Here is a 14,079-nt window from a genome sequence, read left to right as displayed (position 1 = left end):
TACATAATGGCGGTTTTTATTGCGACATGGGAGATGGTAGAGCAGTAAAAATAACACCAGGCAGGTGGCAGATAGTATCAGATCCGCCGATGATATTTAAGAGATACTCGCACCAGCAGGCTCAGGTTGAACCTAAGGCGGGTGGCAGGCTTGAGAGCATATTCAAATATCTCAACATTAATGATGAAGATGCGCAGTTGCTCGCCCAGGTGTTGTTGGTATCCTATTTTGTACCAGAGATTGCAAAGCCGATGATGGTTGCTTTTGGAGACCAGGGCTCAGGCAAAACAACAATATCTGTTATCTTCAAAATGTTGGTTGACCCTTCAAAGTTATCAGTGTTTTTTGCACCGAGAGACCCAGGCGAGACGATACAGGCCTTAGAACACCATTACTTCATTGCCTTTGATAATTTGAGCAGCATACAAGACTGGTTTTCAGACTTACTCGCACAGGTTGTTACAGGTGCAGGCTTATCAAAGCGCAGGCTCTACACCGATGATGAAGATATTATTTATCAGTTAAAAAGATGTGTTGTCGTTAATGGTATCTCGCAGCTTATCAGCAGACCGGATGCAATGGACAGAAGCATTTTAATACATCATAGCAGAATAGAGGCTTCAGAGAGAAAAACAGAGCGAGAATTATATGCAGAGTTTGAAAGCGACAGGCCATATATCTTAGGCAGTATCTTTGATGCACTGGCTCAGGCAATGGCTATATATCCGACTATCAGCTTATCAGAGTTGCCGAGGATGGCGGACTTTGCTTTATGGAGTTGTGCAATAGCGCAGGCCTTAGGCTTTACGCAAGATGACTTCATGCAGGCCTACAGCACCAATATCAAAGGACAGCACAGCGAGATAATAGGTTACAACACATTGGCTCAGGCATTGCTTAAATTTATGGATGATAAAGCAGCAGGGTGGGATGGCACAGTATCCGAGGCGTATGCCGCACTTACAGAGATAGCAAAACCTACCAAAAAAGATAAAACGTATCCCACAGCGCCAAATAAAATGCGCAGGCACTTAGAGAGGCTCAGGCCGACTTTGCTTGAGTATGGCTTACGGTTCGAGGTTGATGACTTCAAAACAGAGCATGGTGTTTTAGTACACTTCCAAAAGATAGGTAAAGTATGTTCAGGATGTTCAGATATACAGAAAACCAATGGTAGCAATGGTTTGCAGGCTGAGCATAAACTGAACATAAAAGAAGATAAAAAAGTATGTTCAGGGGTATCTTCAGGAGATAATGGTAACAATATTCAGCACTTTGCACATACTGAACATACTGAACATAATAACGGTACTCTTTGGAAAGATACAGATACCGAAGTTATTGAACTGCCGCAGGGGGTGGAAGCATGGTGACTTTATCCATTATTAAACCGTTACAAGTTAAGACACCGACAGGCAATATAGAACGCCTACCAGGTGAACAGTTGCACGTCAACAATGTTGTTTTCGCTGTCAGTCTTCATGCAGCAGGCACGGCCACGGATAAGCTCAGATGTTGATATGGTTGAATTAATGCAGGAACTAATTCGGGTGGATCATGAGACGAATTCAGACATGTATCTTGACGACAGGATTCAAGGCAGTGCGGCGGTTCTTGTAGCATATCAGACAGGCAATAAAATATTATTCATTGAACAGGTGATCCGGTTGATAGGGCTATATGTAAAATGTAGGCAGGTATAGGTTAATTAACAGTTTTGAAGGAGGTTAATAATGGTTAAAAAGATTGATAACGAAAAAATGCTGCAAATGTTTAAGGAAGGTATACCACAAAAGGACATGGCTCTACACTTCGGTTGCTCTTGTCCTGCAATATGCAAAAAACTAAAGCGACTCCTTCCTGCACCGGAAAGCGTACTTGATAAATATAATTTTACTGAACAACAAAAGCAGTTTGTTATCGAGAAGGCCAAAGGGAAAAATAACACTCAGGCCGCCCTTACAAGCTATGAGACAGGCTCAATGCAAGCGGCAAAGGTTATTGGCAGCAATTTAATGCAAAAACCTGAAATTCAGCAAAGCATTGCCGAACTGATGGACGGCTGCGGCTTGACAAGACAATACAGAATACGGCGGCTAAAGCAGCACGTTGACAGCGCCTTACCTGATATTTCGTTAAAGGGTTTGGATATGTCCTTTAAACTTGACAATTCTTATCCCCCTCAGCGTTTTTTTAATCTGAATGTGGACATTGTTCCGACCAGTCCTGTGGATCTCCGGGTTCTTTTTGGCTCAAAAGAGAAAATGGATGAAACGTGACCAGAAGATTAGCCTTTCTTTTTCTCATTGAATGGGTAATACGCTGTTGATCCTGCTGCGATGTCACGCCGCACTTGCATGAATTTGCTATTCTATGCTTTCTTTCCCTTTCATGTGAAATTCGAAGCTCTCCCAGACTCTATTGTAATTTGTATTTCCGTCTGGTGTTTTATAAAGGTCATCTTTTAAGATCCAAGTTTCGCCGGTTAACGTATCAAATTTGAGGACGCTTTTCTTAAGAATTCCTCTGCTCATATTGAGACAATCATATTCAACAGAGATTATCTGGTAACGACCGTTCTGTTGCATTTGGGGTTGAACTTTTTTAGGTTGCGCCGATGCCACCGAAGACGTCATAATAATGAATAGAGCGGCTAACATCAAAACTGATTTTTTCATCTATTTATCCTCCTCGCGTTTGTTTGTAACAATTCATCAATCTGCCTATTACCTATTTATAGATTCATTGTCTTTTAATTATATTTAAATTTCAAGTTGAAAATATGAGCTAAATTACCGAATATGATTTGAAATACAGAATGACATGTTATGCAAGCGCTCAAAAACCGGATGAAGAAAAATTAACCCTTTTTAAAAATACGGCGCACTTCCAGGAAGGGTCTATGGTTATAGCAGTCCCGTAGGCGGCTCCCCCCCCTGCCTGTGGCTGCTATAATATTTATACAAAAAGCCCCCTCGATAGAATAGAGTTTTTACTATTGTTTCCATTTCACTACTGCAAATGCCTGACATGATGTGATGCCAGAGAAACCATTACGCCCCATCGAAATTCTGATCCGTTGTTCGTTGATTGGCTCAATTTCCTTGCTTTTTTTTTCAGCTAATTCCCAGGCAACAGAGGTAAGGGCTGATTTGCAGGCAATGGCAACGGCATCGCTTTCTGGAATGAACTGGTAGCGTGAATAGTAGACCGTAATGCCGAAACCATCTGGTCGCTCTTCAATGCCATATTCAGTATCTTTATCATATGTCGCCAAAGGGATATTCGTATGGCTGACTGGTGTAGCACAAGCACCAAGTAGGAGTAAAGAAGCAATCAGTATTACTAATTTCATATTATCACCTCTAACACCATGATCAGCCAGCGGCCAGCTTTATGGCCGATTGGCTGCATCATGTGCTAATTTAAATAGGACTGTCTGTCCCCTTTATCCTGGTTATTTTTTGAAGGTACTTTTAAACCACTTAATAATATCATCATGAAAATCTGCCGTAAGTATAAGTAACACAAAAATCATAATAACCGTAATGAATAAATAAAGCAGTTTCTCACGAATACTCCCATTGAATTTAAACCAAGCATAGATAAACAAACAACTGGCATATAAACAAAATCCTACCCATATAAATCCAATTATTTTTCTCCAGTTTTCTTTTAACCGCTTCATATTTATGTCCACAGTATTTTGAACTATTTGATATTATACTGCCCAACAATTGAGATAACAGGCGTGCAGAAGCAACGTTTTACTCTGCCTTTGCACGCCCTTGTTCAGCGCATTGTTGGGGAACGTTTTCATTACTATTTTTTGATATTGAGATCAATTGTTTGTTTGGTTTCGGGAACCTTAGTAGAGTCGAAGTCGCCTATGCGCCCGTAAGACTCCACCTTTCCGTTAATTAATCGCACAAAGAAACGATCTGAGTAATCTCCAGGACGACGATCCCAGAAGTCGCGCCAGAGATTGTATGTAAGGTACTCAACACCCCCCTGTGCGGAGGTACTGTCCGGCTCACGCTCCATAGCGGCAATTACTTCGATCTTTGTCATTCCAACAGATAGTTTGTTCATTTTTGGTGTACCGGCACACGCTGCGATAAGAAGTGCTATTAAGCAGTAAATAATCATCTTCATATGCCAATTCCCCTTTTTTCTAAAACGTTTTGATTGAAGCACAACAATACTTCCATTGCCTACAATAATTTCTTAAATGTTATGCTTGTCAGTGATTTTTGTCAATCAAAAGCATTTATAGCGGACGAGATGGTATATCGCACTATATTAATTGAGTGTTGTCAAGGGTCATATGGTTCTTGCGTGCTTTCTTACACCACGGGATGACCCTCTAATTCGCCTACCTAATACATAACATAATTTATGAACCAACGTGAGTATTACTGCCTATAGTCCATAGGTTAAAAGGGACTAAAAACAACGGATTTTTTTAGCGGATAAATTACTGATTTAAAATTACTGGTCTTTTTCTTCAAAAGAAAAATACCATCCTATAATTGCAAACCCAACAAATATACTTATAAGAGATGTTGGTATGAATTCCAAAATCCAATAAATAATTTTATGTAGTCCAAACCAAGATTTTGGAAAAAAAATCCAACTAATGAATTTAATGTCTCTTGGAAAATATTCAAATACAAGTAACAGGGGTTGAGCGATCCATGAACCATTTAAAAGATACATATACACTTGCCAGATAAAAAGGACAAATCCAAATATCATTATAATATAACCGCCAACCATTATTGTCCGGGCGATAAATTTGGTACTATTCTTCTTATTCTCCATAGCTCTATCAGTAGTATAAAAGATATAAAAGGGAAATGTAAGAAAATTCTCTTTCCCGCAAAAGTAACCATTAGCACTTGAAGTATTACATATAAAGGGGAAACGGCAAAAACAACATTACAGGCGAGATATTTAAACAAGTATGCAGGAACCGGATGAACAAAAGTTAACCCCTTTAAAAATTGTGGCGCACCTAAAGGAAGGAATATTGTTATCTTCGTCAAGCTGGCCGACTCCCCCCCTGCCTACCCTGTGGGACAGTAGCCTTGTAGTCCAGGACGCTCTACAATCAACGAAACGATAACATGATATAATGTGTATACCTTATCAATTTAAAAGCGCTCTACAGTTAAATATGGCGGCAATTCAATGATATGGAATCCGAAGCTATACCTTTTCTGGACTGAAAATATGCCTTATTTCTCGTGTAGGGTAGCATGGGGGGTAGCACGGTATATTTTATCGCTTGTGAAATGTCTTGTAACTCATTGATATTAAAAATGCCCCCGGCATGACTCGAACATGCGGCACACGGATTAGGAATCCGTTGCTCTATCCGCCTGAGCTACGGGGGCATCAGTAAATTAATTCAAAAGTTATATATGATTAGAAAACATAAAATTTACTCTATCAAATAAAAAACCGGCATCATCCAACAGATTACGGTCATAAAGCATAGTTTTAAATACCATATATGGGATTGAATTTAAAGAAAAAAGGGAGAGTATTAATAATCCCTCAGTCATAGAGATTATCAGGTATATCCTGTGATATGGAAACCCTTCCCTTAGCGATTCAACACAGTCAATTACAAATAAACAAGCAAATACCTGCCAAAAAAGTCCTCAAAATGGCCTATTGATAAATAAATATTACTTTTTTTAATAAAATATGTAATAAATCCTTGATTTATAAAGAAATTGTGTTAATATCTTTCATAGATGGTTATTCCTACAGGGTTTCGCACAACAGGCAAAGGCTATTTGTCTGATAATCATATATATATTTTTATATACTATACCCAAGGAGGTAGTTAGAATGACCAAGGCAGAAATCGTAGAAAAAGTAGCAGAAGCAATTAAGGTTTCTAAAACATCTGCAGCAAAGGCTTTCGCCGTAATTACCGGTTCCATTGAACAGGCATTGAAAAAGGGCGAAAAGGTAACGGTTATCGGGTTTGGAACTTTCTCCGTAGCGGACAGAAAAGCCAGAAAGGGAAGAAACCCCCGGACAGGTAAAGAGATTAAGATCGCAGCAAAGAAAGTCCCCAAGTTTTCAGCAGGCGCTGCTTTAAAAGCAGCAGTTAGCGGAAAAGCAGTTGCCGCAAAGCCCAAAGCAAAGAAAGCCCCGGCAAAACCGGCAGCAAAACCGGCAGCAAAACCGAAAAAGAAATAGATTAAAACTAATAAAAATTATTAAAACTAAGCGGGCCTTTGGCCCGCTTTTTTTATATTAAACTATTTTCTTATTGGTGAATATTTTCTGAGGCTGAAAGGGCTGCTCCAAATGCGGCAGTAATCCTGGGTTCCTCAGGAACAATGATATCCGTGTTAAGTTCTCCCTCTATGGCTCTGACCAGACCAAGATCCTTTGCGCCTCCGCCTGTTATTGCACAATCCTGAATAAGACCAAGGCGCACAACAAGGTTTACAATCTTTGATGCCATAGCCTTATGCACACCGGCAAGGATATCGCTCGGAAGGGCTCCCTCGGCTATGCGCGACACTGCCTCTGATTCAGCAAAAACAGCGCAGCCCGTTGTAAACTCAACAGGGTTATCGGACTTAAGTGAAAGTTCCCCGATCTCCTCTATATTCATGTGAAGAATGCGGGCGATGACATGAAGAAACTTGCCGCTTCCCCCGGCGCACTTTTCATTCAATACAAAGTTGATGACTTTCCCTGCATCATTTAGCCGTATTGCTTTACTGAACTGGGCTCCTATGTCGATAAGCGTTCTAACCCGTGGGAATAAAAGATGAACACCGGCAGCATGGCATGAGATATCCGTAATTGATTGATCGGCAAAATCAACCATTGTTGCTCCATAACCGGTGGCTATTGTGGAAGAGATATCGCTCATAGAGAGATTAATCCTTTCAAGGGCAATCTCTGCAACTTTCCAGGCTGTTTCTTTATAGTTCCCTCCTGAAGGCATAATTGCATGTGACAGGATAGCTTTGTCTTTGCATATCACAGCCTTTGAAAAACCGGAACCTATATCAATACCGAGTACATAAGCCATTTAAGTCCTCATACCTCTTACGAAAAGAACGTGGCCTCCTGTAATCCCTGTCCGCTCCTTTTCAGAATTTCTCCGCTTCTAACAGCATGCTCGTACGCTTCTTTCCCGGCAATAGCTGCGCCTATTGCACCTGTAAGCAGGGGTTCGGGAGGAACCAGCACCGGATATCCGAACTTTTCTTCCAATGCCTTGACCAAACCTATATTTTTTGCGCCGCCGCCGGTTATGGCAACATCCGGTGAGATTTTAAGCTTACTTACCATGGCATATATCCTTGTGGCAATGGCCTCATGTATTCCTGCAACCAGATTGGCAACAGGCTCACCATTTGCAAGCTGAGAGGTTACCTCCTGCTCTGCAAAAACCGTGCAGGTGTTGCTGATGGTTGCTGCCTTTCCGGCTGAGAGAGATAATTCACCGAGTTTTTCCAGCGGAACACCCAGGGCATCAGCGATTACTTCAAGAAACCGCCCTGTCCCGGCAGCGCATTTATCATTCATGACAAAGCTGATAACCTTGCCGTCCTTCAGTTTAATGCCTTTGCTGTCCTGACCCCCTATGTCCACAATCGTTTTTGCTGTCGGGAGAAGGCTATGGAGTCCTTTTGCGTGACAGGTAATCTCGGTGATCTGTTTGTCTGCAAAGGGAACGTTTATCCTGCCGTATCCGGTTGCAACAATATAGGCAAGGTCCCCGAAGGCAAGCGAAGCTGCTGCAAGGGCCTCTTCCATTACTTTATTGGCCAGCTTCCGGTGTTCAGGCCCTGTAGGCCCGATGACAGATGACAGGAGGACATCCCCCATGATAGCCACCTTGGTCATAGTAGACCCGATATCAATTCCGGCAAAGTATTCGGTTTTTACTCTATTGCCAGGACATGACAAGGTTTAATTACCTTTCTTTCTTGTTGCTTCAAGTGCCTCGATGAAAGCATCGATTCTGTTATGTGTGTCTGCCTCGTTGTAAGAGCTTATATCTACTATGTCGCCTTCCATGATAAGGACAGGTATGTCCCTGTAAACCTTTCTCAGGATTTCTGCCTGCTGAACGATCCCTGCATGCCAGCTACGGCAGGAAAAGGCGGAATGAAAGACCACGCCGTCACATTTATAGTCTTCAACATATTCAATAATACGCTCAACTTTCGGTATGGAACCTGGGCGTTGCCGTGCCTTATCGTACCAATGGGTCCAGAACCGTACCCATCTCCAGGCAATGTGCTCCAGGGGATCATTTGTCTTCGGGAGGTCAAGCCGCTCAATCTTTTCGGCATTACGATAGGTTGTCTCTGCCGGAAACACAGCGCCCTTGCTGTTGAAATACTGAAAATCACCAAGGGCAAACCACGAAGGAAGTCCTGCTCCCCAAAGGACCCGGTATTTCTCTTCATCAGCCACGCCCTGCTTCTGTTCTATTTTCTGCTTCAACTCATTATTAAGGTCTGCATAAAAATCGTAGGCTTCCTGTGTGCCGAGATTAAACGTCAAAGGCACCATGGTATTCATTGCATCGCCCGTATCCATAGGCGTCGGGACTGCCTTGCGCAGTTCGTAGGTGTCGATAAAGATATCCCATGTCTTATCTGATAGATCAACAAGGGCCGCGAGTCTGTCCCAGTCCATTTTTTTGCCAATATGTTTCTCGCAAAAGCTTACACATGCACGCAGTTCCTCTGTTGCATATTTCACGTAGATATTTTCCTGTTCCTTGTGATCCATGTTCGGGTCCCAGGGCGGATAATACATACTTCCAACAAAGACAGGCACATCCTGCAGATAATGCTGTGTTGCCTGAGGCCATTTAAATCTGGGGTCACACAATTGCTGACCGCTGCCTATAATCATGTCCGGCCTTCCCATGCCGCCCCATGGCGCCCCTTGGGGCATCTCACCGCCCAGTTCCTCACGCAACATGTCAAAACCAAGGGTACAGGTCGCATATGTGCACAATGAACGGGAAAAGTTATCCGCTTCTGCCTTCTGCAGGTATTTTTCAGCATCGCGCTTGGCCGCACAAACACCTGAAAAGCTTTCGCCCCAGGCGGGTACAATATCCATGGCCCTCATGATTTCATCCTGGCCGCCATTAATATAGGCGTAGGCTACCTTTTTCCCTTCTTCTTTTGCCTTAAGGGTTTCAGACATATTTCCACGTACGAATTTTGGTATTTTTGCTGCTGCCTGGGTTGCAAGTACTCTTGGTTTTTTATCATCAGCCATGTGATTACCTCATATGTTTTTTATTCTTTCTTACTTTTATGCGATCATTTCCAGGAATGCCTCAATCCTGGTCTTCATCCTTGGCAGGGTGGAGGTGGAGTATTCATCCTCAAGGTACAGCACAGGAACACCTGCTGATTCGATAAAGCTTTTCATTGCCGGAACCTCAAAACCATAGGGATCGCAATATTTATAAATGAAGAGAACGACACCGTCTACTTTAAACTCCATTATATTCTGTTTTATATGACCGAATCTCGCCTCCAGATTCTCCTGGTAGGTGTCGCCGGAGTTAACACAGGTTGTAGGCAGTTTAAGTTTTCTCAAATAACGCTCGGCAATACCCTGAACCGGATCAGGTGTTATATCAACATCAGCCCAATACATCTTGCTTCCGATTGACAGATCATCCATAACAAGCTGTGCGCCGGTACTCTCAATAGCCTCAACAATGGCTATATCATCTATCTGATCACCTATAAGCATGATCCGCGACAATTTTGCATCTGCGGGCGCTTCTCTATGTTTTACTTCTTTTATGACGTCCTCAATGAGGGCACTTGATTCCTCTACCGGCAGACTCATAGCAGCTACAAGGACCTTCATCATCTCAACGCCTGATATGAGAGGAGTATCTTTTCTCAAAGAATAAAGCCCTCTCATGAGCCGCCTGTTCTCATTGTGAGCTTTAACTGCCTGTGTCAGAGCTTCGTCCGTGATCCTGTTGCCGGTGAATTTCTCCAGAGTGTCGATAAATATACGCAAAATTGACTGTGTAAACTCTATTGACGGATCATCGGTGACATGCGGATAATTTAAGAAGTGCCAGTATGGCAGATTCAGGTTATAGCTCCATACATCGTTTGTCCTGTCAATACTGTCACACTGATGCGGTAGAACCATGCCGTCGAGAAAGTCATATTTCCCTTTCAGTGCCGCGTCAAAGACATTGCGCACAAAAGGACAGACTATCGTTTCCATATGGGCGTCCGCTTTGGTAATTGCCTCGGAGACATTCCCTTTCAACCGAAGCGGTATTACACTTGCGGCAGTCATGATCTCTACCGGAGCCAACGCAGACAGATAGCCTATAATCTTCCTGCCTTCAGCTTTCAGCGCCTTTGCCCTTGATCCATACTGACTGTAATATTTCTCAACTGTTGCCAATCCATTTCCCTGTTGTTCCATCATCTTCGTTCCTTTCACTCCTCGTTCTTTATTACAATCGTTCATTCATACACTATAATGCCCACTATAATGCCAACAATATCGAAACTTCCTGAATAGCCAAAGAGACTTGCAAAATCCTGAATTCCATCCGGGCATTTATCGCTTCCGGGTATAACACCAATTTGTTGAGAATGTTTTCATATCATATTTCGTTTTTCATTTCAACTTCCCATTATCCTTATGATTATCCTTAAAAATAAATTTTCAAAGATTTCAAAAAAAGCATAAGGCAGGAACACTGCTTTTCATAACACCTCACTATTGGCGTCGTACATGAAAGTCACACATTTGATTCTCTTGAAGATTTCATTCAGCCGGTTTAAAAAGGCACTCACTGCGCCAGACGCGAACAATCCTGACATTATTGGTATCTCACCGGTAAACAATACGAAAGGGGGGATGTATTAACTCCCGGAGATTTTCCCGGCCAAACCCCGGTACTACACGGCCCATGTCAGGATAGTCTTGTAATGCCTCAACTTTCCCCACTATCTCACTGACCAGTCGTTTGCCGACATCAGGTACCTGCTGCTCCTTGTACCATTCAAATATCTGTTCAATATCTTCGACGGCAGATTCGGCGAAAGTGACCATCGGCCGTTCTGACATATTACAGCCCCGGATTGAGGCGTTTCTTTACCTCAGAAATACTCAGTTCGCGGCCCTCCTCCAAGTCCAGCAGTCCCTCGACTACGGCCCTCATAAACTGACGCTCTTCTTAATCAGACTCATAGTCTGTTAACGACTGAATTACCGCCACGCCACGGCCCCGACTCTTGAGAAGCACGGGACGATGTTCATTGGTTACCTGTTTGACGATCTTTCCTGGATTCACCTTGACATCACTGAGCGGAATCACGTCTTGAAAAAATTTTGTCACCATGGACAGCTCCTTTTAATTAGTCTATCAACAGGTCTATTGATAGCACCTATTGAAGCAAATCACAATAACTGCAACAAACATGAGAAATGGTATTATACTTGTCTTTTCTCACACTTGAGGAGGTCTTTTTTTGCCGTATGGGATTACAGGCACCTGTTGCTGGACATAATCACAGAAAACCTGCAATTCATAGAGAAATTTTTCAACATCTTCCCGTACATATGCTCCAAGCCCTTTCTCAAAACCTGTTCTCATAGATAAAAGACCGGCAACATACTTTTTCACAGGTACGGGCTTTGTTTTACCGGGATCCGGTTTGTCTTTTTTGTATGCTGTGAGCAATCTTTCCAATGTAGCATTGGTTACGGGCATCTTTATAACAGCATCGAATATTTTCATACGATCGGGGCATTCGAGGTTGGCTGCGAAGAAATATCCCTGTGAAACAGAGAGGTTTCCTGACCGGATTTCAGCCTGAATTTCTGAAGAAAGTTTTAAAAGTGATATCGTGCGATGCAGCGTCTGTATTTATTTTGCAGAGATATCAGAAATCGTTCTCACAGTGAGAACGATTTCCTCTGAAAGGGTTTCGGGCTTACGGGTGTATCTAACCAGTTCACTCATCGCCCCGTCCACATCATATCCTTTATCCGGATGTTTCGCCTGAATAAATGCCAATATTCCTTTGGCCTGATCGATGGGATTTAAGTCTTCCCGCTGCATATTTTCCGTTAATTGTAATGCAAGTATCTCGTCTTTTTGATTTATTGCATCCACAACTCGTGCCAGGACAGATGGGAGTTCAAGCTTCTGTGCTGCCAGATAACGGCGTTCTCCGCAAAGCAGGAGATATTTGCCGTCTTTTGGCGTTACAAGGACAGGCTCAAGGATACCCCGGTCTTTAATTGATTCCATAAGGGCTTTGAAGGACTCACCCTCTGTATCAATACCTGACCTAATCTGTTCTTCCACAATAATGCCTTCCAGCGGCAGGTATAAAAACTCCTGACTTTCTACTGTTTTCTTTGTTGCCATATTAATCCCCCTTTATTTGTTGGTTTTGTTAAAGCCGTATATCCTTCTCTTTCTCTGTGTACTCTGCGAGATACAATGCCTTAGATTCTTTTATCATCTCGCCCTCTCCCTTACGGTCGTTCGAGTACGCGGAGATCGCAGAGTTAAAACTTATGTGAGCAGGGTCAGTCAGTCTCACGATACTGCTCACAAATATACCTGTCTTTCTCTGCGTACCCTGCGGACTCTGCGAGAGATAAAGCCATTGGCAGGGGACAGGTCCACTCCCTGCAGTCGTTTGAGTACATAGAAAAAACCTTTTCTTTTCCAATAAGATATTACGATCCCCCAAAGAAACCCCGCCCCGTTGATACTGTCAAAACAAACGATCAATCCGGACAATCATTCATAATCGCTTCCAAACCACTATAATTATAAAGAATAAATCACCTTAAAATAAGCCAAAATAATTGTCAAGGCTAATTTATAGCATGTCATACTTTAGATGTTACACCCGTCTTTTTAGACCATAAACCATGTCCACTTTTAACTTCTTTTAACACTGCCCATTACCTTCAGAAATAAACCGTCATTAAACACGATAAAAAGCATATGGCACAGAAAGCATTACATCCAGAATGGCGCATTGTAAAAAGCCGGAAAATTTAATTTGCACACAGTAGTCTTCACAATCCCTGTTCTTGATCCATTCCATGTAGAATTGAGGGTCAAAATAACCTGATACGCGCCTTCCTTGTCCGGTATAAAAAATATGCTTGATACAGCATCGCCATATATCGGTTTACACGGATTCCCCGAATCATCCACAAGACAAAGGCTTACATCCTTTACATTGTTTGATTTGCAAGCATCAATCTTATACTCCACATCTTTCTTCATATGAACTACAATTACCATGGATTCTCCCTCTTTCATGTTCTTTTCATTCTTTTGCACCATTGCTGCCCTCTGAGAAAGATTGTTTAAACTATCGATGAACCGTTTCATGTGAACCTCCTTTAAAGTATTATTTATTTATAAAGGAGACTCGCAATCAGGGGAAAAGTTTCACATTAAATACATGTTTGTTTAATAAAATTGACCCCCATTTCTATCCTTCCCCATATAACACAAAGGGTGCCCAGTAAAAGGGATTGGGATATTTCTTTTTCATTGCGTTACGGGTAAGCGAGAGAGCCTCTGAGCGTGATTTGCCATCTTTGAGATACCGGTAGAATGTGGTCATGTATTCTACGGTCTCCTGGGATGCAACTTCCCAGAGAGATACAACAACAGAGCGTGCTCCTGCATGTTGAAAGGCACGGGCAAAGTTCACAACGCCTTCACCTTCCATAACCTTGCCTCTGCCGGTCATACAGGCAGAGAGCACAACCATATCTGCATCGAGCTTGAGTCCAAGCGCCTTTGAGAGGGTCAGGAATCCATTGTCATTACCCTGGTTTTCTACCTGACCGAGGAGTAAGAAAGGTTCGTTAATGCCTTGCAGCTTCCCCGGGAGGTCACCGTGAGTGGCAAAGTGAAGATAGCGGTAGTCGGCAAGGGGGGTCTGTTTGAAAGTGGTTTCATTGGCATTGATTCCGAGAAGAATGTCAGGGGGATTCGGTGGAGCATTGAAGAGCTTTGCAATCTGTCTTACCTCCCCT

The 14,079-nt window shown here is 42.6% G+C and carries 17 protein-coding genes, 1 tRNA gene and 3 pseudogenes; 5 read left to right on the top strand and 16 right to left on the bottom strand.

Translation table 11 applies throughout. The annotated features are described in order from the left end of the window. From NT178_18915 to NT178_18900, 4 genes are all read left to right on the top strand, one after another. A partial coding sequence (locus tag NT178_18915) for a hypothetical protein (protein MCX5814587.1) occupies positions 1–1,373 on the top strand: 1,373 nt, incomplete at its 5' end. Further along, complete coding sequence (locus tag NT178_18910; GenBank protein MCX5814586.1) at positions 1,367–1,519, top strand: hypothetical protein; 153 nt, start codon at positions 1,367–1,369, stop codon at positions 1,517–1,519. The genes NT178_18915 and NT178_18910, both read left to right, overlap by 7 nt. A gap of 1 nt (position 1,520) precedes the next feature. Further along, on the top strand, positions 1,521–1,703 hold the full coding sequence (locus NT178_18905; protein MCX5814585.1) for a hypothetical protein: 183 nt from the start codon (positions 1,521–1,523) through the stop codon (positions 1,701–1,703). Between the two features lie 30 nt (positions 1,704–1,733). Further along, positions 1,734–2,279: a terminase small subunit gene (locus NT178_18900; protein MCX5814584.1), complete on the top strand. Its 546-nt coding sequence runs from the start codon at positions 1,734–1,736 to the stop codon at positions 2,277–2,279. Between the two features lie 87 nt (positions 2,280–2,366). On the opposite strand, the gene NT178_18895 is transcribed toward NT178_18900, so the two are convergent. The 5 genes from NT178_18895 to NT178_18875 form a co-directional block, all read right to left on the bottom strand. Further along, positions 2,367–2,678, bottom strand: a complete 312-nt coding sequence (locus NT178_18895) for a hypothetical protein (GenBank protein ID MCX5814583.1) — start codon at positions 2,676–2,678, stop codon at positions 2,367–2,369. Positions 2,679–2,995: 317 nt separating this feature from the next. Next, a complete protein-coding gene (locus tag NT178_18890) occupies positions 2,996–3,355 on the bottom strand; it encodes a hypothetical protein (protein ID MCX5814582.1) in 360 nt (119 codons plus the stop codon). A gap of 467 nt (positions 3,356–3,822) precedes the next feature. After that, a complete protein-coding gene (locus NT178_18885) occupies positions 3,823–4,149 on the bottom strand; it encodes a hypothetical protein (GenBank protein MCX5814581.1) in 327 nt (108 codons plus the stop codon). A gap of 342 nt (positions 4,150–4,491) precedes the next feature. Continuing rightward, on the bottom strand, positions 4,492–4,824 hold the full coding sequence (locus NT178_18880) for a hypothetical protein (protein MCX5814580.1): 333 nt from the start codon (positions 4,822–4,824) through the stop codon (positions 4,492–4,494). 501 nt (positions 4,825–5,325) lie between these two features. Then, a tRNA-Arg gene (locus NT178_18875) sits at positions 5,326–5,399 on the bottom strand. A gap of 463 nt (positions 5,400–5,862) precedes the next feature. On the opposite strand from NT178_18875, the pseudogene NT178_18870 reads away from it, so the two are divergent. Next, a pseudogene (locus NT178_18870) lies at positions 5,863–6,138 on the top strand (HU family DNA-binding protein). A gap of 151 nt (positions 6,139–6,289) precedes the next feature. Here NT178_18870 and NT178_18865 read toward each other — a convergent pair. From NT178_18865 to NT178_18815, 11 genes and pseudogenes are all read right to left on the bottom strand, one after another. Then, entirely contained in the window at positions 6,290–7,069 is a 780-nt protein-coding gene (locus tag NT178_18865; GenBank protein MCX5814579.1) for an acyl-CoA dehydratase activase, read from the bottom strand. Between the two features lie 17 nt (positions 7,070–7,086). Continuing rightward, complete coding sequence (locus tag NT178_18860) at positions 7,087–7,953, bottom strand: acyl-CoA dehydratase activase (protein MCX5814578.1); 867 nt, start codon at positions 7,951–7,953, stop codon at positions 7,087–7,089. 3 nt (positions 7,954–7,956) lie between these two features. Beyond that, entirely contained in the window at positions 7,957–9,288 is a 1,332-nt protein-coding gene (locus NT178_18855) for a 2-hydroxyacyl-CoA dehydratase family protein (GenBank protein ID MCX5814577.1), read from the bottom strand. A 36-nt stretch (positions 9,289–9,324) separates the two neighbouring features. Continuing rightward, the gene (locus NT178_18850; protein MCX5814576.1) at positions 9,325–10,521 is read right to left on the bottom strand and encodes a 2-hydroxyacyl-CoA dehydratase family protein; all 1,197 of its coding nucleotides are present in this window, start codon (positions 10,519–10,521) and stop codon (positions 9,325–9,327) included. A gap of 372 nt (positions 10,522–10,893) precedes the next feature. Next, positions 10,894–11,127, bottom strand: a pseudogene (locus tag NT178_18845) (type II toxin-antitoxin system RelE/ParE family toxin). 1 nt (position 11,128) lies between these two features. Further along, positions 11,129–11,401, bottom strand: a pseudogene (locus NT178_18840) (type II toxin-antitoxin system prevent-host-death family antitoxin). Between the two features lie 108 nt (positions 11,402–11,509). Continuing rightward, complete coding sequence (locus NT178_18835; protein MCX5814575.1) at positions 11,510–11,800, bottom strand: hypothetical protein; 291 nt, start codon at positions 11,798–11,800, stop codon at positions 11,510–11,512. A gap of 129 nt (positions 11,801–11,929) precedes the next feature. After that, positions 11,930–12,436: a ParB/RepB/Spo0J family partition protein gene (locus tag NT178_18830; protein ID MCX5814574.1), complete on the bottom strand. Its 507-nt coding sequence runs from the start codon at positions 12,434–12,436 to the stop codon at positions 11,930–11,932. A 28-nt stretch (positions 12,437–12,464) separates the two neighbouring features. Next, on the bottom strand, positions 12,465–12,746 hold the full coding sequence (locus tag NT178_18825; protein ID MCX5814573.1) for a hypothetical protein: 282 nt from the start codon (positions 12,744–12,746) through the stop codon (positions 12,465–12,467). 296 nt (positions 12,747–13,042) lie between these two features. Continuing rightward, a complete protein-coding gene (locus NT178_18820; protein MCX5814572.1) occupies positions 13,043–13,423 on the bottom strand; it encodes a hypothetical protein in 381 nt (126 codons plus the stop codon). Between the two features lie 103 nt (positions 13,424–13,526). Then, positions 13,527–14,079 (bottom strand): CHAT domain-containing protein (locus NT178_18815; GenBank protein MCX5814571.1); only part of this gene is annotated, 553 nt, incomplete at its 5' end.

This window comes from Pseudomonadota bacterium (assembly GCA_026388255.1).
Classification (GTDB): Bacteria; Desulfobacterota; Syntrophorhabdia; order Syntrophorhabdales; family Syntrophorhabdaceae; genus JAPLKB01.
The sequence above is the reverse complement of the archived record's forward strand: the minus strand, read 5'-3'. Positions and strand labels throughout refer to the sequence as shown.

Bases quoted from the DNA above. Each gene is read 5' to 3' on its own strand.
- NT178_18835 (MCX5814575.1), bottom strand. From the start codon at position 11,800: ATGAAAATATTCGATGCTGTTATAAAGATGCCCGTAACCAATGCTACA.
- NT178_18880 (MCX5814580.1), bottom strand. From the start codon at position 4,824: ATGGAGAATAAGAAGAATAGTACCAAATTTATCGCCCGGACAATAATG.
- NT178_18905 (MCX5814585.1), top strand. From the start codon at position 1,521: ATGGTTGAATTAATGCAGGAACTAATTCGGGTGGATCATGAGACGAAT.
- NT178_18890 (MCX5814582.1), bottom strand. From the start codon at position 3,355: ATGAAATTAGTAATACTGATTGCTTCTTTACTCCTACTTGGTGCTTGT.
- NT178_18895 (MCX5814583.1), bottom strand. From the start codon at position 2,678: ATGAAAAAATCAGTTTTGATGTTAGCCGCTCTATTCATTATTATGACG.
- NT178_18830 (MCX5814574.1), bottom strand. From the start codon at position 12,436: ATGGCAACAAAGAAAACAGTAGAAAGTCAGGAGTTTTTATACCTGCCG.
- NT178_18820 (MCX5814572.1), bottom strand. From the start codon at position 13,423: ATGAAACGGTTCATCGATAGTTTAAACAATCTTTCTCAGAGGGCAGCA.
- NT178_18910 (MCX5814586.1), top strand. From the start codon at position 1,367: ATGGTGACTTTATCCATTATTAAACCGTTACAAGTTAAGACACCGACA.
- NT178_18850 (MCX5814576.1), bottom strand. From the start codon at position 10,521: ATGAACGATTGTAATAAAGAACGAGGAGTGAAAGGAACGAAGATGATG.
- NT178_18855 (MCX5814577.1), bottom strand. From the start codon at position 9,288: ATGGCTGATGATAAAAAACCAAGAGTACTTGCAACCCAGGCAGCAGCA.
- NT178_18885 (MCX5814581.1), bottom strand. From the start codon at position 4,149: ATGATTATTTACTGCTTAATAGCACTTCTTATCGCAGCGTGTGCCGGT.
- NT178_18900 (MCX5814584.1), top strand. From the start codon at position 1,734: ATGGTTAAAAAGATTGATAACGAAAAAATGCTGCAAATGTTTAAGGAA.
- NT178_18865 (MCX5814579.1), bottom strand. From the start codon at position 7,069: ATGGCTTATGTACTCGGTATTGATATAGGTTCCGGTTTTTCAAAGGCT.